We start from the raw sequence: 22,771 nt of genomic DNA, 5'->3' as shown, positions 1-22,771 counted from the left end.
ATGATAAAAAATGATAATAAAGTAAAAATTGATGTACAAAATTTAAATCTATTTTATGGAACAAATCAAGCTCTTTTTGATATTACAGCTAGTTTATATGAAAATAAAATAACTGCACTAATAGGGCCATCAGGATGTGGAAAATCTACATTCTTAAGATGTATAAATAGAATGAATGACTTAATACCTATTGTTAAAATTGATGGTTCAATTGTAATAGATAATAAAAATATTTATGACAAAGATGTTGATGAAGTAAGTGTTAGAAAAAGAATAGGAATGGTTTTTCAACAACCAAATCCATTTCCAAAATCTATTTATGATAATGTTGCTTATGCCCCATTAAAGCATGGAATTGTAAAAAAAGGTAAAGACTGCGATGAATTAGTTGAAACATCATTAAGAAAATCTGGTCTTTGGGATGAAGTAAAAGACAAATTACAACAACCAGGAACTTCACTTTCAGGAGGGCAACAACAAAGACTTTGTATTGCAAGAACAATTGCAGTTAAACCACAAGTTATATTGATGGATGAGCCAACATCAGCACTTGATCCAATTAGTACTGAAAAAATTGAAGCTTTAATGCTTGAATTAAAACAAGACTATACAATTATAACAGTAACTCATAATATGCAGCAAGCAGCACGTGTTGCTGATTATACAGCTTTTTTTCACTTAGGAAAGTTGATTGAATATGATGAAACAGAGACTATCTTTGTTAATCCACATAATAAAAAGACAGAAGATTATATTACAGGGAGATTTGGATAATGTTAAAGACTTATGAATCAAAATTACAAAATATAAAAGATGAAATACAAAAAATTGGAGTTGATGTTATTGAAGCATTAGAGTTATCGTTAAAAGCTCTAAAGAATAATGATATCGAAGCTTTAAAAAATATCGAAATAACAGAAAAAAAGTTGTTGATAAAATCAAATGAAATTGATAATATTATAGTTACTACATTAGCTTTATATTCACCTGAAGCTAAAGATTTAAGAAGACTTGTTTCTTTTCTAAAGATCACAAATGAACTTGTAAGAACCGGTTCTAATGTAAAAGATTTTGGTAAAAAATTTAAAAAATCTTTTAGTGAAGATTTAAATACAGGAACAATTCTAGAATATGCTATTCCTTTATTAAAATCCGCATTATTGTCATTACAAACATCAATATCAATTATTGATGAAACAAATCCAAAACATATTGAAGAAAAATATCATAGGGTTATTGTTGAAGAGAGTAAAACAGATGATTTATATTTAATGATTGAAAAAAATATTTTGAAATTAATTTCAAAAAATCTTGATTTATCAAAAGAGTATTTTGATATATTAAGTGCATTAAGAAGACTTGAAAAAGTAGCTGATAGAGCGGTATCTATTGCTAATTTACTTCAATTTGCTCAAGTTGGAGGAGATATAGTACAATCATAACTTTTATGATATACTTCATACATGAAAAAAGCTATAAATAAAATAAAAAACTATTTTAGTACAAATTTCGAAGTTCTAGCTGCAACAATTATTTTTATAGGAATTCTTGTTGCAGGTATAGATTTTTATAAAGCAATTATCCTGATGTTAGAATTTATTGTTGTCATGGAAGTTGTAAAAATGATCTCTGATTTTATTAAAAGAGAAACTTTACGACTAAGATATGTAATTGATATCTTCATCATTTTTTTGATTAGAGATGTTATTATTCTAACTACAAATAAAAATAGAGACTATTTTGATATATCATTTTTATTGTTTGTGATTTTTGTCTTTTTTATATTTAGAATACTTGCAATAAAATTTTCACCTGGTATTATTAAAATTTCAAAAGATACAGTAATTGAATATGATGATGATAGACCTAATAAAACAATCCAAACAACAAAAGAGTCTAATGTAAATGAATAATAAACTTATATTAATAGTAGAAGATGAAGAAGATATTTTAGAACTACTTGAATATACACTTCAAAAAGAGGGTTATGAAACAATTGGTTTTTTAACAATTGATAATAATGTAAGAAAAGTATTAGATGAAGAACAAATTGATTTAATATTAATGGATCGAAATCTTCCTGGTATTGAAGGAACTTCATTTATAAATGAAATTAAAAAACAAGGTTACTCAAACCCAGTTATATATGTTACAGCAAAAGATAATGATGAAGATATTATTGAAGGCTTTGACTCACATGCAGATGATTATATAACAAAACCATTTAACTTAAAAGAACTCCTTGCAAGAATAAAAGCCGTACTTAAAAGAACTTCAAAAGAGATTGAGATTTTAAAAGTAAAAGATATCGTTTACAAAGCATCTAATAAAAAATTTTATATTGATGAAAACGAAATAGAATTAACTCACTTAGAACATGATTTATTGCTAGAATTTGTAAAAAACAAAGATATTTTAATGACTAGAGAGCATCTTCTAAATAGTGTCTGGCAAGATTCCTTTGATAAAAAAGTAAAAACAGTTAATGTAGCAATCAAAAGATTAAAAGCGAAAATTGACCCAGATGGGGAAAAAGAGTACATAAAATCAATTAGAGGGGAAGGTTATATTTTTTGTTAAAAATTCATCAACTCTTTTTTAGAACTTATATTTCAATATTTTTCGCAATTTTAATTACATTAAGTCTTATAATATATTTTTGGACAAAAAATCTTTATCTTGATCAAATAGAAAAAAATTTAATACAAAATATTGATACATTATCTATTGTTTTAAAAGATAAACAAGATATTGACAATATTAAAACAATTGTAGAAAATCTACATGAAAAATTAAAGTTAAGAATTACGATTATAGCTGAAGATGGCGAGGTAATTGCCGAAAGTGATAAAGATGTATCAAAAGTAAAAAATCATGCAAATAGGCTGGAAATTATTCAAGCAAGAAACATTGGATTAGGAAAAGATACTAGATTATCTGATACTGTCAAAAAAGATTTAATTTATGTTGCAAAAAAAACTAATATTGATAACAATATTTATTTTATTAGAATGGCTGATTATACAGATAAAATAAATAATCAGTTTACAAAACTTTCCTTTGAAGTGTTTTCATTTATTACATTTTTCTTACTTATTGTATTCTTATCTACATATTTTATTAGTTTAAGAATAAAAAAAGAAACAGACACAATTTTATATTTTTTAACCCAATTATCTAATAAGAAACAATCTTTTACTCTTAATTCTACTTATACCTATGAGTTTAACAAAATTGCTAAACTGCTCAATAAAGTAGGTGAAAAACTTCTAAAAAAAGAAAAACAAAAAGCTAAACAAACCGCTAAACTAAAACTTGCTAATAGACAAAAAGATGAAATTATTTCTGCTTTATCCCATGAATTTAAAAATCCAATTGCAATTATTTCTGGATATAGTGAAACAATTTTAAATGATGAACAAATGCCACAAGCTATGAAAGTTAAATTTTTAAATAAAATTCATGCAAATGCAAATAAAATGTCTAATATAATTGATAAGCTAAGACTTACACTTAAACTAGAAGAAGGTAAACAAGATATATTACTATTACCTTGTTCTGTAAAAAAATTAGTTGAAAATTGTGCTAGTGATTTAAGTGATAAATATAAAAATAGAGAAATAATAATCCTAGGTGAAGATATTACTTTAAAAGTTGATGAAACATTAATTTCTATGGCTATTACAAACTTAATAGAAAATGCTTTAAAATATTCAGAAGATGAAGTTTTAATCGAAATTTCACAAAATTCTATATGCATTATAGATAAAGGAATTGGAATTGAAGAATTAGAGCTAGAAAATATAAATCATAAATTTTATAGAGTTTCTAATAATGGATGGAATAATTCCCTAGGATTAGGACTTTTTATAGTACAATCTATTCTTTCATTACATAATTTTACCCTTCAAATTAGCTCAGAATTTGGAAAAGGTTCTAAATTCTGTATAAAATATTAATATATACTTAATTTAAGTAATAATTAAGCATTACTACACTATTATTCCACCTCATTAAAAAAGCGGAGAAAATAAATGAAATTTACTCAAATGGCACATGCTAACGAAATCGAAAGAGATTGGATAGTAGTTGATGCAACTAATAAAGTATTCGGAAGAATTATTACAGAAGTTGCTACTATCTTAAGAGGGAAAAACAAACCTTGTTTTACACCAAATGTAGACTGTGGAGATTTTGTTGTTATTATAAATGCATCAAAAGCAAAATTTTCTGGTAAAAAATTAGAAACTAAAAATTACTTTACACACTCAGGTTATTTTGGTAGTACAAAAACTCACAAAATGTCTGAAATGTTCGAAAAGAATCCAGAAAAATTATACAAACTAGCTGCTAGAGGTATGCTTCCAAAAACAACTCTTGGAAAAGCTATGTTAAAAAAATTAAAAGTATACGCAGGTAGCGAACACCCTCATACTGCGCAAATTAAAGGATAAGAGTAATGGCAAAAGTATACGCAACTGGAAGAAGAAAAACAGCTATAGCTAAAGTATGGTTAGAAAATGGTAACGGTCAATTAACAATTAATGGTGTATCTTTAGATGCATGGCTTGGTGGTCATGAATCAATCAAAAAAAGAGTTATGCAACCATTAAATGTTTCTAAACAAGAAACTTCTGTAAACATTGTAGTTAAAACTCTTGGTGGTGGTTATTCTGCACAAGCTGACGCTGCAAGACATGGTATTTCAAGAGCATTAGTTGCTTTTGATGAGCAATTTAGATCTGTATTAAAACCATTTGGTTTATTAACTAGAGATTCTAGATCTGTTGAAAGAAAAAAATTCGGAAAGAAAAAAGCAAGAAAATCTTCTCAATTCTCAAAAAGATAATTGGTATTTTCAGAAAGTTTATTCTTACTGTTTTATAAAAAAAGGAGCGACAATGTTGCTCCTTTTTTTATGCACTTTTTATGCTTATTTATATAAAAAAACTATACAATACCCTATGAAATTATTAACTTACTATTTATTACTTATTACATACCTAAGTGCTAGTACATTAAATCTATCAATGAGCTCAAGTCCTAGTCGATTAAATCCTATATTAGCAAATGATAGTGCAAGTAGTGAAATATCAGATTGGCTTTTTAATGGCTTATTCAAATATGATAAAAATGGAAATCATACAGTTGATTTAGCACAATCATATAAATTTGAAACACCAACAAAACTTATTGTAAAACTTAAAAACAATGTTTTATGGCATGATGGAGAAAATTTTACTTCAAAGGATGTTATCTTTACTTATGAGAAAATTATTGATCCAAAGGTATTTAATTCTATTAAATCAAACTTTCAAGAAGTTCAAAGTGTAAAAGCAATTGATGATTTTACACTTGAAATAATCTATAAACAACCTTATTTTAAAGCGATTGAAACTTGGATGGTAGGAATATTGCCTTATCATCTTTTAAAAGATGAAGAAAATCTAATGACAAGTACTTTTAATAAAAATCCAATAGGAACCGGTTCATATAAATTAAAAGAGTTTAAAACAGCTCAAGATATTGAACTAATTGCAAATGAAAACTATTTTGATGGCAAACCTAAAATTAATAAAATTTTATATCAATTTTTACCAGATCCAAATACATCATTTTTATATTTAAAACAAAAAAAGCTCGATATTGGAGGATTAACTCCTATTCAAATTGATAGACAAATTGATGATGAGTTTAAAAATAAATTTACAATAATTCAAAAACCTAGTTTTGCATACTCATATTTGGGATTTAATTTAAAAAATGATAAATTTAAAGATATAAAAATAAGACAAGCTCTATCATTAGCAGTTGATAGACAAGAGATGGTTGATATTTTGTTTTTTGGATATGGAAAGGTTTGTAATGGACCATTTTTACCAGATTCATTTGCATATAATGAGAATATTAAACCTATTACACAAAATATAGAAAAAGCAAAGCAATTGTTAAAAGAGTCTGGTTATGATGAAAATAATCCTTTTACTTTTGAATTAGTTACAAATACAGGAAATGATACTAGAATAAATGCAGCTCAAATATTACAATATCAGCTTGAAAAAGCTGGGGTTAAAATGAGTATAAAAGTTATGGAATGGCAAGCATTTTTAAATACAGTAGTACATCCAAGAAAATTTGAAGCTGTGCTTTTAGGATGGTCGTTAGCTTTAATGCCAGATGCCTATCCACTTTGGCATAGTTCAAGTTCAAAATTGGGTGGATTTAATCTCGTTTCATATGAGAATGAGAAAGTAGACAAACTAATAGAGCAAGGTAGTACCACAATTAATAGAGATGAATTAGGAAAAATATATAAAGAAATATTTAAAATAATTACAGATGATTTACCATATCTATTTTTATATATTCCAGATGCAATAACAGTTGTAAATAAAGATATAAAAAATGTGGAAGCATCTCTTGTAGGAATTATGCATAATCAAAAAGATTGGTTAATAGAAGAAGAATAATATAAGGAATTTAAGATTTATGAAAAAAGAAAAAATTATACTTTTTGATTTAGATGGAACATTAATAGATTCAACTGATGCTATAGTTTCGACTTTTTATCACACATTTAAAGAGTTACATTTTGATTTCACAGGTAGTGAAAAAGATATAAAAGATTTGATTGGTTATCCTTTGGATATTATGTACAAAGAATTAGGAATTGAGGATTCTTTGATTTGGGATTTTGTTGATTCTTATAAAAATAGATATAGAGTTATATCTAAAGAAAAAACTACACTACTTAAAAATGCTTATGAAGCGGTTGCATTAGCATCTCAGTTAGGAAGAGTAAGCGTAGTTACAACAAAAACAAGAATGTACACTATGCCACTATTAGAGCATTTTAATATTGCACATTTTTTTGAAATTGTGACAGGTAGAGAAAATGTACAAAATCCAAAACCACATCCAGAACCTATTTTAGTTACTCTTGATCAAATGAATTATGATGAAAATTTACATGATGTTTGGATGATAGGGGATACAAAACTTGATTTAATTGCTGCACGTGAAGCAAATATTAATTCTATTGGTGTTTTATGTGGTTATGGAGAGATTGAAGAAATTAAAGAATACACCCAATTTATTCAAAAAGATGCAATAAGTGCAATAATTTTCCTTAAAAATTTACAAAAATAATAAATCATATACTTATTTAGATATAGCTTAAGATTAAACTTTATATTTTCAAAGCTATATTTAATTAAGATTTTATTCCTATAATTAATTCAAGTTTAATTATTTTTTATATGTATATAAGAATACCTATTTTATGGTACTTTATTTATATTTTGGAACATTGTATTTTTTATTATAAATAATAAAAATAACTTTTTGTTTTTTATTTTTATGTAGCATTAAGTTACATCTATTTCAAATTTTTTTAAATAAAAGTACCTTGTAAGTTAAGATTATCTATAATACAAAAGACTAATTAAATTTTTTAAGTCAAATTTAATATTAATTAAGGAGCCACTATGTTAGAAATTAGATGGCATAGCCGTGCAGGTCAAGGTGCTGTAACAGGTGCTAAAGGTCTTGGATCAATTGTTGCCGAATCTGGTAAACAAGTTCAAGCATTTGCATTCTATGGTTCAGCTAAAAGAGGTGCGTCAATGACAGCCTACAATAGAATAGATGATAAAGTTATTATAAATCACGAGAAATATATGAGTCCAGATTTTGTATTCATACTAGATCCAGGTCTTGCTTTTACAGATGATATAACTGCTAATGGTAAAGATACAACAAAATATATTATTACAACACACCTTAGCAAAGAAGATTTAATTTCTTCAGTTCCTGAATTACAAGATATTAAAGATAGAGTATTTGTTCTTGATTGTTTCCAAATTGCAAGAGATACTATAGGAAAAGCTATTCCTAATACTCCAATGCTTGGAGCATTTATGAAAGTTAGTGGAATGTACGAATTAGATTATTTCAAAGAAAAAATGGTAAGTGTTCTAAAAAAATTACCACCAAATTTAATTGAAGCTAATATGGTAGCAATCCAAAGAGCTTATGACGAAGTTCATTAGAAGGATATAAAAATGAGTAAACCAATTAATGAAATGGGATGGGATGAGTTAGTACCTGGTGCTGCACTTTACACATTCGATGGAAATATAGATTATAATATTGCAGATATACAACCAGAAGATAGAATGTATTCTGAAACTAGTTCAAAAAGTATGTCTGTTGGGGACTGGAGAGTTATTAAACCAGTTTGGAATTCTGAAACCTGTATTGACTGTCAAAATTGCTGGATTTTCTGTCCAGATACATCAATTATTGCTAGAAATAAAGAGATGAAAGGTGTAGATTATGAACACTGTAAAGGGTGTGGATTATGTGTTAGCGTTTGTCCTACAAATCCAAAATCACTTTTAATGTTCAATGAATTTGAAACAGTGGAAGATGCACTTGCACAATGGCCTGAGAAAAAAAAGAAAGGTGAATAAGTATGAATAAAAGAGTAATGGAATTAAAAAAAGTAGAAGTTTGGGATGGAAACATGGCAAACTCTCAAGCTTTAAGACAAGCTGATGTAGATGTTATTGCTGCTTATCCTATTACACCTTCAACGGCTACTGTTGAAAATTATTGTATGTTCCATGCAAATGGATATGTTGATGGGGAAGTAATCATGACAGAATCTGAACATGCTGCTATGTCTGCATGTGTTGGAGCAGGAGCTGCTGGTGGTAGAGTTGCAACTGCTACTTCTTCTCAAGGTCTTGCACTTATGATTGAAGTTTTATATCAAGCATCTGGAATGAGAATTCCTGTTGTTTTATGTCTTGTAAATAGAGCATTAGCTGCGCCACTTAACGTAAATGGTGACCACTCTGATTTATATTTGACAAGAGATTCAGGTTGGATTTCAATTGATGCATTTAATCCTCAAGAAGCTTATGATATGACTTTAATGTCTTTCAAAATTTCTGAGCATCCTTCAGTTAGATTACCAGTTATTTCTAATCAAGATGGATTTATGACTTCACATACTGCACAAAATGTTACACCTTTAGAAGATAAAGTTGCTTGTGATTTCGTTGGACCATATTTACAAGTTAATGCTTTATTAAACTTTGATAAACCAGTAACTCATGGTGTACAAACGGAACAAGATTGGCATTTTGAGCATAAAGCAAAACAACATGCTGCATTAATGAATTCTAAAAAAGTTATTTTAGAAACATTTGCACAATTTAAAGAATTAACAGGTAGAGAGTATAAACTTGTTGAAACTTATGGAATGGAAGATGCTGATGTTGCAATCGTTTGTTTAGGTTCTACATTTGAAACAGCTATGTTAGCTATTGATCAAATAAGAGAATCTGAAGGTATTAAAGTTGGTGTTGTAGCTCCTAGAGTATTTAGACCGTTCCCTCTTGAAGAAGTTGCAGAAGCTTTACAAAATGTTAAATCTGTAGCTTGTATGGATAGATCAGCTCCTGGTGGAACTGTTGGAGCTTTATATAATGAAGTTTCAGGTGCATTAATCAATACTCCTGCACGTCCAACTGTATCAAACTTAATTTATGGATTAGGTGGAAGAGATATGACAGTTGCATCATTAAAAAATATTTTTAGAACATTAGATAAAGAAGCAAAAGAAAATAAATTAGCTGGAAAAATCCAAAGATTTGTTGGAGTAAGAGGTCCAGAACTTAGTTTTTATGAAGCGCAAGGAGTACAAAAATGAGTAGTGCATTAGTTAATACACAAAAAGAAATTAAAAATCTTAAAGCATTCTCAACAGCAGCTGAAAGATTTGAAGGTTCACACCTTTTATGTCCAGGTTGTGCTCACTCAATCATTGTAAGAGAAGTTTTAAATGCTACTAATGATAACTTAGTAGTTTCTGCTTCTACTGGATGTTTAGAAGTTTGTACAGCTATTTATCCTCACACTTCATGGGATTGTTCTTGGATTCATATTGGATTTGAAAACTCATCAACTGCTATGGCAGGTGTTGAAACGATGAATAAAGCACTTAGAAACAAAGGAAGAATCAGTGAAGATACTCCTCAACCAAAATTCGTAACTTTTGGTGGAGATGGTTCTACTTATGATATTGGATTCCAATGGATTTCTGGTTGTTTTGAAAGAGGACATGACTTTATGTATGTTTGTTTAGATAATGAAGTTTACGCAAATACTGGAGGTCAAAGATCATCTTCAACTCCTATTGGTTCAAGTACAACAACTGCACCAGCGGGATCTCACTCTTATGGTGAAAAAAGACAGAAAAAAGATATTATTTCAATTATGGCAGCTCATGGTGCACCTTATGTTGCTCAAGTTGCTCCAAATAAATGGAAAGATATGGTTAAAAAAATTCAAAGAGGTTTTGATACACATGGACCTGTATTTATAAATGCGATGTCTGCTTGTACAACTGAGTGGAAATTTGCTCCAAATCAAACTATTGAAGTTTCTGATTTAGCAGTTGATTCTTTAGTTTTCCCATTATATGAAATCATTGATGGTAGAGAATTAAACATCACATATAGACCAAAAAATATCATTCCAGTTAGAGATTATTTAGGTGCGCAACCAAGATTTAAACATTTATTTAAACCTGAATATGAATATTTAATTGAAGAATGGCAAGAAAGAATTAACAAAAGATGGGAATTCTTACAAAAAAGAGAAGAAATTAGAATGTAATTTCTTCTCATGTTTGGAAAACAAAGTTTTAAAGATTTTGTTTTTCTTACATTTATATTACAACTTTCTTATAAATACTAACAAACTTTTCAGTCCCTATTTTATACAATTGCCTCCTGTTTGAAATAGGGACTTTTATTTTAACTCATTAATATTCTTATTTACTTCTAAACTCAACTAAATAACAATATAATTTATAAATCTTATTTACTAATCTAAAAATCAAAATCATATAAAAGGCTAATTTTGATAAAATAATGTATCTTTGTATAAAAGCAAAAAAAAAGTAAAAGGACATAACTTGATGAATGAATTAGCAGGTAAAATAGCACCCAAGGAAATATTAGAAAATATTGATAACTTAATAGAAGCATATTATACAAATAAGCCAGATGTAAATATTCAAAGTCAAAAAGTTAGTTTTGGAACATCGGGACATAGAGGAAGTTCTACAAAATCAAGTTTTAATGAAGCACATATTTTTGCAATCACACAAGCACTTTGTGAATATAGAAGAGGTGCTTCTATAAATGGTATTATGCATATTGGAATTGATACTCATGCTTTATCAACTCCTGCTCAAATTAGTGCATTACAAGTTTTTTTAGCAAATGAAGTTCACTGCAAAATTGCAGTAGATAATGGATATACTCCAACTCCTGTTATGTCTTTTACAATTATAGAATCAAATAAAAACTCTAATGTTTTAAATGATGGTGTAATTATAACTCCTTCACATAATCCACCATGCGATGGAGGATATAAGTACAATACTCCAAATGGTGGACCTTCTGATACTGATGTTACATCTATAATAGAAAATAGAGCAAATGAGATACTAATAGATGGTCTAAAAGATGTTAAATTTATAGCTAAAGATAAAATATATGAATCTAAGTTTTTAGAAATTGCTGATTTTATAACACCTTATGTAAAAGCATTAGACTCAATTATTGATATGGATATTATAAAAAATGCAAATCTAAATATTGGTGTAGATCCACTTGGTGGATCTGGATTAGAAGTTTATAGAAAAATAAATGAAATCTATGGCCTTAATCTTGATATTGTAAATGAATCAATTGACCCTACTTTTTCTTTTATGTCTTGCGATCATGATGGAAAAATAAGAATGGATTGTTCATCTCCATATGCTATGGCTTCTTTAATTAAATTAGCTGATAAATATGATATTGCATTTGCAAATGATCCTGATTTTGATAGACATGGAATTGTAACAAAAAGTGTAGGACTTATGAATCCTAATCATTATTTAACTGTTGCTATTTGGTATCTGTTTTCAAATAGAAAATCTTGGAAAAATGACTTGGGAGTTGGTAAAACTTTAGTTTCAAGCTCAATGATTGATAAAGTTGTAAAATCTTTAGATAAAAAGCTATATGAAGTTCCAGTTGGATTTAAATGGTTTGTTGAAGGTTTATATGATGGAAGCTTAGCATTTGGTGGAGAAGAAAGTGCTGGTGCTTCATTTTTAAGAAAAGATGGGAGTGTTTGGTCAACTGATAAAGATGGAATTATTTTAAATCTTTTAGCTGCTGAAATTACTGCAAAAGAAAAAAAAGACCCAGGTGTTATCTATCAAGAGTTTGAAAATGAGTTTGGTAAAGCTTATTATAAAAGAGTTGATGCTGTTGCAAACTATGAACAAAAAGCAAAACTAAAAAATCTTTCTATAAAAGATATTACATCTAAAACATTAGCCAATGAACAAATTGAAAATATTTACACTCATGCAAGTGGAAATAAAGCAAATATTGGTGGATTAAAAGTTACAACAAGAAATGGGTGGTTCGCGGCTCGTCCTTCTGGAACTGAAGATATTTATAAAATTTATGCAGAAAGTTTTATAAATGAAACTCATTTAGAATTGATAATAAAAGAAGCTCAAGAATTAGTTTTAAAAAGTATAGAAGCGTAAAAATCTTACAAAGAGAGTTAAATTTATAATAAGATTTAGCTCTTTTTCCATTTTCTACATTTTATTTTATACAGTTTTTTACAAATTTTTAAAAAATATTTATAACTAGGAATACAAATAAAATGCCAAATATTCAAAGCCTTTTACAAATGCTACTTGCAATTTTTATAGGTCTATTAGGTTCTATTTTATTTATTTATTTGCATTTACCTCTTCCTTGGTTACTTGGAGCTATCTTTACCTCATCAATTGCTATGAGATTTCAAAATATTCCAATAAAAAGTCCAAAACTATTTTCAACGCCTGCAAGAATCATAATAGGTCTTACCATTGGAAGTGCTTTTACTCCTGAGATATTAGGTAACTTGCATATTTATTTCTTTAGTATACTACTTATTATTCCATATACTATTATTGTGGCATTTGCAGGTGCTTATTACTATTATAGAGTTTTACACTTTGATAAGAGAACTGCATTCTTTAGTTCTATGCCAGGAGGTGTTATTGAAATGGTAATTCTAGGAGAGCAGTTAAAAGCAGATACTTCTAAAATCACCCTCGTGCAATCTTCAAGACTTTTATTTATCGTTCTAACTTTACCTTTTATTATTCAATATATCTTTCATCTTGATATAAGTGGAAATAGATTAATTACTATTCCATTAAAAGAGATATATTTACCTGATTTTTTTTATCTTGGAATTATTGGAATAATAGGAGCTTACACAGCAAAAAAACTTAATATTTCAGCAGCGTATCTAATTGGTCCTATGATTTTAAGTATTATTGCATATAGTGCAGGATTCGTTCACTCTAAACCACCCGATGAGCTAATAAAAGGTGTGCAAGTAATATTTGGAACAATCATTGGATTTACATTTAGAGGAGTAACTTTTAAAACTATTATAAAAACACTAATTGGTACTTTTGGGCATTTTATTATACTTGCAATTATTAGTGCTATATTTATATTTATTGTTTATTATTTCTTTGATTTTCCAATTGTCTCTATACTTCTAGCTTTTAGTCCAGGAGGACAAGCTGAAATAAATCTAATAGCTATTTTAGTAGCTGCAAATATTCCATATATAACAGTACATCACATAATAAGACTTTTTATCGTTATGAATATTGCACCTCTTTTAGCCAAAAGAATCAAAGAATAGTGTAAAATATTCTTTAATTATAAAAAGGATTTTCATGTATTTATTCAAAAAAACTCATATTTTCGCTATCTTATCTTTTATTTTACTATTTTCTGGATGTATAAAAAAGTTTGATACAGATGGTTTAACTCTTAAAATTGAAGAGAGTGAATTAAATAAACCTTCAGAATATTTCCCAATAAATCAAAACTTTGTATTTGCAAATATCGATATAAAACAACCAAATATTTTTATATCAAATACAAATAGATTAAATGCAAATATGCATATAAACTTATCAGCAATATTTATTCCAAGTGCAATTGGTACATTTACACTATCAGGTAATCCCTACTTTGATAAAGAGAAATCAGCAATATTTTTAAGAGATATTCAAGTTGAAGAATTGAAGTTTTCAAATATGATTATTGATAAAAATTTTACTGATTTAGTATTTTCAAATATGAAACCAGTTATAGATACTATTTTCTCAAATATTCCTATTTACAAAATAGATAAATCCTCTTTCAAAGGCTCTTTTGTAAAAGATGTGAAAATAGAGGATTCTGAACTTTTAGTTACTTTTGGAATATAAATTATCTTATTTGATGAAGTTGTAAATTCAAATCACTTACAACTTCTTCAAAAGCTTTATTAACTGCTACTACAAAATCATAAGGCTTATTGTTTTGATTTAATACTTTCTTATTGTAATTATATGTTTTAACAACCTCATCATTTGACACTAAATCAAACTTTATAGATAAAATAGCAAATGAATTATTTTCTTCAATACTATTATATAAACTCATTAGATTTGTTTTTAACATATAATCATATTTTATTTTTGATTTTTCTTTTAAAACTGTTTTATATATATGACTCTCTTCAATAGCTAAAGCTAGATTATTATGAAGCATAGATGATGGTTTATCTATCCATCTATTTAAAGTATACTCTTCAAATGAATAGGCTTTTGTTGTATAAAATATGGAGTTTGAATTAAAACTCTTATTTACATCTGGTACTTCTATGTATATTGTTTTTTTATTAATTTTAAAATCGTCTGTTGTTTTAAAATTAATTGCATATGTATTTACATTCATACTATCTTGTTTAAAACTACATGCAGATAAAAGTATAATCATACATATATAAATAAAAATCTTAATACTATTTTTCATCTATCTCTCCTGGTCCATATTTTATAGTTTTTTGTTTAAAGAGTATATCACTTGGACTTTGATTTAAATCATCAACAAGTTTTTGTGTTTGAAGTATAGTTTCATCTAAACTATTTAATACATTGTTCAACTTATCAAAACTCTCTTGAGATAAATCTTTGATATTAAATGAACCCTTTTTTAACTCATTTAATAATTCATTTGATAAATCTTTAAAACTATTTGCAGTTTTAGTCAAACTATCAGTTGTTTTATTTACACTTTTTAAAGAGTTATTTCCATTTTTAACTAAGCCTGAAACCTCATCTAGTAACTCATCTATTTTTTTCTCATTTGTTATTAAGTATTCAGTTAATTGCTCAACATTTGAAAGACTACTTTCACCTTTTACTAAAAATTGTGAAAATTTATCTATATTTTTGTCATCTAAGACTTTTTTTATTTGATTTAAAACTAACATAACTTCAGTTGTAATATCTTGTGTTGAATCAAATAACGTAGTTAATACAGAAGTTCTAACTGGAATTATTTTTAAACCATCTTTATTTTCTTTAAGTAGTTCAGTTTCATTTGATCCACCTTTTAACTCTATATATTTAAGTCCGGTGATTCCAAGATTTCCTAACATTGCATAGTTATCTTCTTTTATAGGAGTACCTTTTTTTATTAAGATATTTATTTGTATCTCTTCTGAATTACTTGGATTTATTTTAATCTCATTTACAGTTCCTACTTCAAAACCTTTATACTTAATAGAGGAACCAATATTTAAACCTGAAATTGATTCTTCAAAAAATATTGAGTATTCATCAAATTTTTGTTTTTCAAAACCATATTTCCCCAACCAAAATATAACACCTAAAAGTGCTATTGTAAAAATGACTATAAACATTCCGATTTTAAAAAAATTAATTTTAGTATCCATTATAAAGCCTTTTTATTTGTTAAAAAATCTTTTATAAACTCATTATTTGAGTTCATAGCTTCTTTTATATTTCCATCAAAGATAATATCTTTTTTTAATATTATAAATCTATCTAATACGGTTTTTATTGTTTCTAGATCATGGGTTATTATAACTATTGTAATATTTAATACATCTCTTAAATAAATTATCAACTCATTTATCATTTGAGTACTTGCAGGATCCAAACCACTTGTTGGCTCATCTAAAAATAAAATCTTTGGCTCTAGGGCTAAACTTCTAGCAAGTGCAACTCTTTTTTTCATACCACCACTTATTTCAGAAGGGTATAAATTTGCACAGTTTTTAGGAAGGCCTACAATTTCTAGATTTGTATATGCTATTTTTTCTATTAAATCACTTGGCAAATTTGTATACTCTTTTAACATTACTGCAATATTTTCAATAACTGTTAAAAATGAGTATAAAGCTCCAAATTGAAAAAGATATGAAAACTGCTCTTTTATTTCTTGGCTTTGCTTTAAATCTAAATATGAGATATCTTTATCAAAAATTTTAATAGTACCCTTTTGAATTCCACTTAGCATTACTATTTGTTTCACAAGTACTGTTTTACCAGAACCGCTTCCACCTAATACTCCAAATATCTCTTTTTCATTTATAGAGAATGAAATATTATCATGAACAACATTTTCACCAAATATAGTGGATAAGTTTTCTACTTTTATAATTTCCATTATATACCTATCTGAGTAAAGATTACTGAAAAAATTGCATTTAATGCGATCACTACAAATATTGCATTTACAACACTCATTGTTGTATATTTCCCAATACTAGTTGTATTGTTTTGCACTTGAAAACCTCTATAACATCCAATAACTGCTATTGTCATTCCAAAAAATACTGCTTTAAATATTCCTAGTAAAAAATGTTTTAGTGGTACTTCTGTTCCAATTCTATTAATAAATTCCCAAAAAGATACATCTAAATCAATATAAGCAATAACCATCCCACCAAATACACCAACTATATCGGCAAAAAAAACCAATAAGGGTAAAGAAATCACTAAGGCAAAAATACGAGGAAGCGTCAAAAATAAAGTTGGTTCAAAATTCATAGTTCTCATGGCATCTATTTCTTCAGTTATCTTCATGGCACCTATTTCAGCGGTATAAGAACTTGCACTTCTTCCTGCTATTACAATGGCAGTTACCAATGGTGCTATTTCTCTAAACATAGTTATAGAAATCATTTCAACTATAAAAATATTTGCACCAAATTTTTCAAGCTGAACAGCTCCTTGATATGCAATAACAACTCCAACTAAAAATGAAGTTATTCCAACTATAAATAAAGCATTTACAGCTGAGCTATCTATGTATTTAAACATAGCTTTTATTCTCATTTTTTTAGGATTTAATAAAGAATAAATAAAAAAGTAAAATATCTTTCCTATAAATTTTATGAAATCTATAGAAGATAAAAAAAGATTATTGGCTTCTCTTCCTATATCTTCAATAATATGACTTTTTTCTTTAATAACATCCTTATTATCTTGATAATGTTTTTCGTAAAATTTATATTTACTTTCATATAAATTTAAATTTATTAATTTAATATTTTCTGATGGAAATTGTTTTGTAAAGGAAATAATATAAATAATAGCGCTACTATTGCACTCTTTTAGGTTTTTAAAATCTATTTGTATTTTTGACTTATTTGATAGTTTTACTTTTTTTAACTCTTTAATATTTTGAGTCATTGTTTCATTATTCCAAATATTAAAAAGTACTAGTTCGTAAGTATCATTTGATAATTGTTTTAATTCAAAATTATTATCCATTTTATAATGACCTTTACCTTTAATCTATACAACATGGTATCTAAAATTTAATTATATTATTTAGTATAAATTTATTATCATTGTAGTAATATGAGCATAAATTATGTTATCTAGCTATATAAAAGGAACTTTATGAAAAAAATATTCCTACTTTTACCCTTTTGCCTTATATTCTTTACTGCTTGCTATCAAGAAGAAAAAGAAGTTAAATTTTATGGAAATGTAGATGTAAGAACCGTATCTTTAGCTTTTAGAGTATCAGGAAGATTAGAAACATTAAACTTTGATGAGGGCCAAAACTTAAAAAAAGGTGACATCATTGCAACAATAGAAAACTCTATTTTCAAAGAAAACCTAAATCAAATAAATGCACAAATACATCTTCAAGAAGCACAAATTCAAAAACTTGAAAAAGGTTATAGAATTGAAGAAATAGAAAAAGCAAAAGCAAAACTCTCTGAAGTAAAAGCAAATTTAGATAAAACAAACAAAGATTTTCAAAGAGCACAATCTCTTTTCAAAAGTAACTCTATTTCAGAACAATCTTATGATAATACAAAAGCACAAGCTTTGGATTTACAAGCTCAATACGATTATGCAAAAAGTTCTTTGGAACTACTTCAAAATGGTTATGAAAAAGAAGATATTTTAAGTGCAAAAGCAACTCTTGATTCACTAAAAGCTCAAAGAAATATTTTACAAATAAATTATGATGATACGGTTTTATATTCTCCAGTTGATGGAACCATAATCACAAAAGTTTATGAAGTAGGCTCAATAATAAATAGCTCTCAAACAATAGTTGAAATAGCTAAAAATGATGAATTTTGGGTAAGAAGTTATCTAAGTGAGAAATATTTAGGAACTATAAAATCAGGTATGAAAGCAATAATATCAACGGATAGTAACACAAAATATGAAGGAGTAGTTAGTTTTATCTCTCCCCTTGCTGAGTTCACTCCAAAAACAGTACAAACAGAAGATTTACGAACTGATTTGGTTTATAGATTTAGAATTGTTTTAAAAAATGTTGATGATAATTTAAAACAAGGAATGCCAGTAACAATTAGTTTCCCTGAAATTAAACTATAAAATCATGTCAATACTTTCTGTAAAAAACCTAACAAAAAGTTTTTCAAAACAAAAAGCATTAAATAACATATCTTTTGAAATAAAACCAAATAAAATCACAGGAATCGTGGGTCCTGATGGAGCGGGGAAAACTACACTCTTGAGAATACTTAGTGGTCTTTTGTCTTTCGAAGCAAAAGAGATTGAAATTTTAGATTTAGATTTAGAATCAAATATACAAAATATACAAGAGCAAATAGGATATATGCCTCAAAAATTTGGTTTATATGAAGATTTAAGTGTAGAAGAAAACTTACGACTTTTTGCAAACCTACAATCAATTCCTATGGATAATCTTCAAAATAGAATAGATGAATTATTACATTTTACTTCCCTTTATAACTTCAAAGATTTCTTGGCAAAAAACTTATCAGGGGGAATGAAACAAAAATTAGGTCTAGCAAGTGCTTTGATAAAAAAACCAAAACTTTTACTTCTTGATGAACCAGGAGTTGGTGTTGATCCAATTTCTAGAAAAGAACTTTGGAGTATGGTTGAAAATCTTACAAAAGAGAACGTTACTGTTTTATGGAGTACAGCTTATTTAGATGAAGCTGAACTTTGTGATGAAGTTATTCTTCTAAACGAAGGTGATATTCTTTTTTTTGGTAATCCTGATGTTTTAAAAGAGAGAATGAAAGGCAAAGTATTTGACATAATTGGAGATATAAAAGATAAAAGAAAAACTTTACAATTAGCTCTTAGATATGATTATATAAATGATGGTCTAATTTTAGGGAATACAGTTAAAATCATCACCGATGAAAGTAAACAATTACCTCCTTTAGAAAATATAGTTGCGTCAAATTGTGTATATAAGGAGTCTCTTCCCACTTTTGAAGATGGCTTTATGAATATATTAAAAGCTAATTTTAATGGTCTTTCAAAACTTGCAGATCAAATTGAATATATAAATACAGATGAAGAAAATATAATAGAAGTTAAAAATCTCACAAAAAGATTTGGCAATTTTATTGCAACTGACAATATAAGTTTTAATATAAAAAAAGGTCAAATATTTGGATTATTAGGACCAAATGGTGCTGGAAAATCAACTACTTTTAAAATGCTTTGTGGACTTTTAAAACCATCAAGTGGAGAAGCTACAGTATTAGGATATAACCTTATGAAGTCTTCTCTAAAAGCTAGGTGGAAAATAGGATATATGTCTCAGAAGTTTTCACTTTATGCAGATATAAATGTTTACGAAAATCTTAAATTTTATGCTGGAATCTATGGATTAACAGGAAATAAGAAAAAAGAAAAAATTTCAAATATGTTAGAAATTTTTGAGTTAAATAAATATAAAAATACCCAAGCAAAAGATTTACCACTTGGATATAAACAAAGATTATCTTTAGCTTGTGCAATCATGCACGATCCAGCTGTTTTATTTTTGGATGAGCCAACAAGTGGAGTTGATCCAGTAACAAGAAGAGAGTTTTGGAATCATATTTATGCAATGGTAGAAAAAGGTATGACGATCATGGTTACCACTCACTTTATGCAAGAAGCAGAATACTGTGACAAAATAGCTTTGATATATAAAAGTAAAGCAATTGCCATAGATACACCCCATGACCTTATTTTAAAAATATCTCCAAATGCAACTATGCAAGAGGCTTTTATAGAACTAATTAAAAGAAGTGATAATGTTTAAATTTAGAAGATTTAAAGCTTTATTTATAAAAGAGAGTTATCAAATCATAAGAGATCCAAGTGCTATACTTATTGCTTTTATATTACCTTTGATTTTACTGTTTCTAATGGGATACGCAATTTCTCTTGATTCAAAACATACTCCCATTGGAATAGTGGTTGAAAAATCTTCAAAATATACTTTAAGCTTAGTAGATGCCTTTAGAATGTCAGAAAGTTTTAAAGTTGAAGTGGGAAATAATAGAATGGATTTTGAAGAGAAACTTCAAAGAGGAACCATAAGAGCAATTATTGTTATTCCATCAACTTTTGAAAAAGATTTAGAAACATCAAATACTAAGATTCAAATTTTAGCAGATGGAAGTGAACCAAATATTGCAGGTTTTGTACAAAAATATAGTAGTGGAGTTTGGAGTAACTGGTTAGAGCAAGAAGGCTTTAGTAAAAAATCAAAAATATCATCTTTAAATATACAAACAAGATATTGGTTTAACTCACCACTTCTAAGCTCTTATTTTTTATTACCAGGTTCCATAGCTATTATTTTAACACTTATTGGTACCTTATTAACAGCCCTTGTTGTTGCTAGAGAATGGGAAAGGGGTACTATGGAAGCTATTATGTCAACACCTATTACTATTATGGAACTGCTTTTAGGAAAACTTTTACCTTACTTTGTACTTGCTATGATTTCTATGTTGATTTGTGTTAGTATTGCCATTTTTTGGTTTGAAATACCATTTAGGGGTTCAGTTCTTTTACTTTTTCTTACCTCAGCTTTGTATCTTTTTCCTGCACTTGGACTCGGTCTTTTGATTTCAACACTAGCAAAAAATCAATTTGTAGCTGCACAAGCGGCACTAATAGTTGGATTTTTACCAGCTTTCTTATTATCAGGTTTTATCTTTCAAATTAGTAGTATGCCCACATGGCTTCAATATATAACCCATGCCATTCCTGCTAGATATTTAATAGAAATATTACAATGTATATTTTTAAGTGGAGATATTTACGAAGTAATTCTTCCAAATGTTTTTGCCATGATAATAGTAGGTACCATCATATTTTCTATAATAATAAAAATCACAAGAAAAAGGTTAGATTGATGATTTGGATTTTTCAATTATTAGCTTTAATGAAAAAAGAGTTTTTAGCCATTTGGAGTGATAAAAAATCTAGGACTATTATAATAATTCCCCCACTTATTCAACTTTTGCTTTTTTCATTTGCAATAACACTAGAAGTAAAAAACATAAATATAGCTGTTCTTGATAGGGACAATAGTACAAAAAGTCAAGAAATAATAAGAAGCCTAAGCTATAGTAATTCATTTACAAATATTTATAGATTAAATAGTGAGAAAGAACTAACAGAATATATAGATACTCAAAAGGCTTTAGTAGTTTTATATATTCCACAAAACTTTGCTCAAAAAATAGCAAAAAATGAAAATGTATCTATACAAATCATAGCAGATGGAAGAAAATCAAACAGCTCTCAAATAGCACAAGGATATATTCAATCAGCTATTCAAAAAGTTGTAAATAACTCACCCATAACTAATACAATCATTACAAGAAATTTATACAACCCAAATCTTGATAATTTCTGGTGGGTACTTCCAAATCTAATGGGAAGTTTATCTATGTTAATCGCACTTTTATTGACATCTTTATCAGTAGCAAGAGAAAGAGAATTAGGTACTTTTGAGCAACTTCTAGTATCTCCACTTTCAACAACTATTTTGATAATTGGAAAAACTATTCCACCTTTATTAATAAGTATTGTTGAAGCTAGTTTTATTTTTTTTGTAGCAATTGTTTTTTTCAAAGTTCCATTTGTAGGCTCGATTTTAATACTATATGCTGGATTAGTTGCTTTTTTATTTTCTATTGTAGGTCTTGGACTTTTTATATCTTCAATTTCTTCTACTCAGCAACAAGGAATTTTAGGAGCTTTTGTTTTGATGGTTCCATATATTTTAATGTCAGGCTTTGCAACTCCTGTTGAAAATATGCCCCAATGGTTAATACCATTTACAGATATTATCTCTTTAAAATATTTTCTGATTTTATTAAAAGGTGTATTTCTAAAAGATATAAATTTTGATATGGCAATTTCACTTATAGTTCCAATGCTAGCATTAGGTTTTATCTCATTAATATTTGCTTCTTGGATGTTTAGGAAAAAGATTCAATAGTATATATAAGCTTTTATAAAATCACTTGGTATATTAATTGCATATAAAGTCCA

24 protein-coding genes are annotated in these 22,771 nt (G+C 27.5%); 20 read left to right on the top strand and 4 right to left on the bottom strand.

Annotated features, from left to right (window positions below; translation table 11 throughout):
* The 16 genes from pstB (at position 1) to ABVS04_RS01700 (ending at position 14,368) form a co-directional block, all read left to right on the top strand.
* Positions 1-774, top strand: coding sequence for a phosphate ABC transporter ATP-binding protein PstB (pstB, locus tag ABVS04_RS01775; protein WP_368028942.1), 774 nt, complete (start codon positions 1-3; stop codon positions 772-774).
* Entirely contained in the window at positions 774-1,442 is a 669-nt protein-coding gene (locus tag ABVS04_RS01770; protein ID WP_368028941.1) for a phosphate uptake regulator PhoU, read from the top strand. The genes pstB and ABVS04_RS01770 overlap by 1 nt, the downstream gene beginning before the upstream one ends.
* 21 nt (positions 1,443-1,463) lie before the next feature.
* On the top strand, positions 1,464-1,913 hold the full coding sequence (locus ABVS04_RS01765; protein WP_368028940.1) for a phosphate-starvation-inducible PsiE family protein: 450 nt from the start codon (positions 1,464-1,466) through the stop codon (positions 1,911-1,913).
* Positions 1,906-2,580 (top strand): response regulator transcription factor, encoded by a 675-nt coding sequence (locus ABVS04_RS01760; RefSeq protein ID WP_368028939.1) that lies wholly within the window; start codon positions 1,906-1,908, stop codon positions 2,578-2,580. Before ABVS04_RS01765 ends, ABVS04_RS01760 begins: the two co-directional genes overlap by 8 nt.
* Positions 2,574-3,959: an ATP-binding protein gene (locus tag ABVS04_RS01755; RefSeq protein ID WP_368028938.1), complete on the top strand. Its 1,386-nt coding sequence runs from the start codon at positions 2,574-2,576 to the stop codon at positions 3,957-3,959. Before ABVS04_RS01760 ends, ABVS04_RS01755 begins: the two co-directional genes overlap by 7 nt.
* Positions 3,960-4,034: 75 nt before the next feature.
* Positions 4,035-4,454, top strand: coding sequence for a 50S ribosomal protein L13 (gene rplM / locus ABVS04_RS01750; protein ID WP_368028937.1), 420 nt, complete (start codon positions 4,035-4,037; stop codon positions 4,452-4,454).
* A gap of 5 nt (positions 4,455-4,459) precedes the next feature.
* On the top strand, positions 4,460-4,849 hold the full coding sequence (gene rpsI, locus ABVS04_RS01745) for a 30S ribosomal protein S9 (RefSeq protein ID WP_368028936.1): 390 nt from the start codon (positions 4,460-4,462) through the stop codon (positions 4,847-4,849).
* 115 nt (positions 4,850-4,964) lie between these two features.
* Positions 4,965-6,470, top strand: coding sequence for a peptide-binding protein (locus tag ABVS04_RS01740; RefSeq protein ID WP_368028978.1), 1,506 nt, complete (start codon positions 4,965-4,967; stop codon positions 6,468-6,470).
* A 19-nt stretch (positions 6,471-6,489) separates the two neighbouring features.
* Positions 6,490-7,149 (top strand): HAD family hydrolase, encoded by a 660-nt coding sequence (locus tag ABVS04_RS01735; RefSeq protein ID WP_368028935.1) that lies wholly within the window; start codon positions 6,490-6,492, stop codon positions 7,147-7,149.
* Positions 7,150-7,487: 338 nt separating this feature from the next.
* Positions 7,488-8,051 carry a pyruvate flavodoxin oxidoreductase subunit gamma gene (locus ABVS04_RS01730; protein ID WP_368028934.1) on the top strand — a complete coding sequence of 188 codons (564 nt, stop codon included), beginning with the start codon at positions 7,488-7,490 and terminating at the stop codon, positions 8,049-8,051.
* A gap of 12 nt (positions 8,052-8,063) precedes the next feature.
* Positions 8,064-8,474 carry a 4Fe-4S dicluster-binding protein gene (locus ABVS04_RS01725; RefSeq protein ID WP_368028933.1) on the top strand — a complete coding sequence of 137 codons (411 nt, stop codon included), beginning with the start codon at positions 8,064-8,066 and terminating at the stop codon, positions 8,472-8,474.
* Positions 8,475-8,476: 2 nt separating this feature from the next.
* The gene (locus ABVS04_RS01720) at positions 8,477-9,721 is read left to right on the top strand and encodes a 2-oxoacid:ferredoxin oxidoreductase subunit alpha (protein WP_368028932.1); all 1,245 of its coding nucleotides are present in this window, start codon (positions 8,477-8,479) and stop codon (positions 9,719-9,721) included.
* The gene (locus ABVS04_RS01715) at positions 9,718-10,689 is read left to right on the top strand and encodes a thiamine pyrophosphate-dependent enzyme (RefSeq protein WP_368028931.1); all 972 of its coding nucleotides are present in this window, start codon (positions 9,718-9,720) and stop codon (positions 10,687-10,689) included. Before ABVS04_RS01720 ends, ABVS04_RS01715 begins: the two co-directional genes overlap by 4 nt.
* A gap of 304 nt (positions 10,690-10,993) precedes the next feature.
* Positions 10,994-12,628, top strand: a complete 1,635-nt coding sequence (gene pgm / locus ABVS04_RS01710; protein ID WP_368028930.1) for a phosphoglucomutase (alpha-D-glucose-1,6-bisphosphate-dependent) — start codon at positions 10,994-10,996, stop codon at positions 12,626-12,628.
* Between the two features lie 122 nt (positions 12,629-12,750).
* On the top strand, positions 12,751-13,794 hold the full coding sequence (locus tag ABVS04_RS01705) for an AbrB family transcriptional regulator (protein ID WP_368028929.1): 1,044 nt from the start codon (positions 12,751-12,753) through the stop codon (positions 13,792-13,794).
* Between the two features lie 34 nt (positions 13,795-13,828).
* Positions 13,829-14,368, top strand: coding sequence for a DUF1439 domain-containing protein (locus ABVS04_RS01700; protein WP_368028928.1), 540 nt, complete (start codon positions 13,829-13,831; stop codon positions 14,366-14,368).
* 1 nt (position 14,369) lies between these two features.
* On the opposite strand, the gene ABVS04_RS01695 is transcribed toward ABVS04_RS01700, so the two are convergent.
* Genes ABVS04_RS01695 through ABVS04_RS01680 form a run of 4 tightly spaced genes read right to left on the bottom strand, consistent with a single transcriptional unit; the run spans position 14,370 to position 17,728 of the window.
* A complete protein-coding gene (locus ABVS04_RS01695; RefSeq protein WP_368028927.1) occupies positions 14,370-14,957 on the bottom strand; it encodes a hypothetical protein in 588 nt (195 codons plus the stop codon).
* On the bottom strand, positions 14,947-15,882 hold the full coding sequence (locus ABVS04_RS01690) for an MlaD family protein (protein WP_368028926.1): 936 nt from the start codon (positions 15,880-15,882) through the stop codon (positions 14,947-14,949). The genes ABVS04_RS01695 and ABVS04_RS01690 overlap by 11 nt, the downstream gene beginning before the upstream one ends.
* A complete protein-coding gene (locus tag ABVS04_RS01685) occupies positions 15,882-16,619 on the bottom strand; it encodes an ABC transporter ATP-binding protein (RefSeq protein ID WP_368028925.1) in 738 nt (245 codons plus the stop codon). The genes ABVS04_RS01690 and ABVS04_RS01685 overlap by 1 nt, the downstream gene beginning before the upstream one ends.
* A complete protein-coding gene (locus tag ABVS04_RS01680) occupies positions 16,619-17,728 on the bottom strand; it encodes an MlaE family ABC transporter permease (RefSeq protein WP_368028924.1) in 1,110 nt (369 codons plus the stop codon). The genes ABVS04_RS01685 and ABVS04_RS01680 overlap by 1 nt, the downstream gene beginning before the upstream one ends.
* A 132-nt stretch (positions 17,729-17,860) precedes the next feature.
* Between ABVS04_RS01680 and ABVS04_RS01675 the strand changes: the two genes are divergently transcribed.
* The 4 genes from ABVS04_RS01675 to ABVS04_RS01660 are packed head-to-tail and all read left to right on the top strand — an operon-like array spanning position 17,861 to position 22,718.
* The gene (locus ABVS04_RS01675) at positions 17,861-18,820 is read left to right on the top strand and encodes an HlyD family efflux transporter periplasmic adaptor subunit (RefSeq protein WP_368028923.1); all 960 of its coding nucleotides are present in this window, start codon (positions 17,861-17,863) and stop codon (positions 18,818-18,820) included.
* Positions 18,821-18,824: 4 nt separating this feature from the next.
* Positions 18,825-20,519, top strand: a complete 1,695-nt coding sequence (locus ABVS04_RS01670) for an ATP-binding cassette domain-containing protein (RefSeq protein WP_368028922.1) — start codon at positions 18,825-18,827, stop codon at positions 20,517-20,519.
* A complete protein-coding gene (locus tag ABVS04_RS01665) occupies positions 20,512-21,624 on the top strand; it encodes an ABC transporter permease (RefSeq protein ID WP_368028921.1) in 1,113 nt (370 codons plus the stop codon). Before ABVS04_RS01670 ends, ABVS04_RS01665 begins: the two co-directional genes overlap by 8 nt.
* Complete coding sequence (locus ABVS04_RS01660) at positions 21,624-22,718, top strand: ABC transporter permease (protein ID WP_368028920.1); 1,095 nt, start codon at positions 21,624-21,626, stop codon at positions 22,716-22,718. The genes ABVS04_RS01665 and ABVS04_RS01660 overlap by 1 nt, the downstream gene beginning before the upstream one ends.
* The last annotated feature ends 53 nt before the right edge of the window (positions 22,719-22,771 follow it).

Origin of the sequence: Arcobacter sp. s6 (assembly GCF_040884245.1) — a bacterium.
Taxonomy (GTDB): Bacteria; Campylobacterota; Campylobacteria; order Campylobacterales; family Arcobacteraceae; genus Aliarcobacter.
This window is presented reverse-complemented; position numbering and strand designations above follow the sequence as displayed.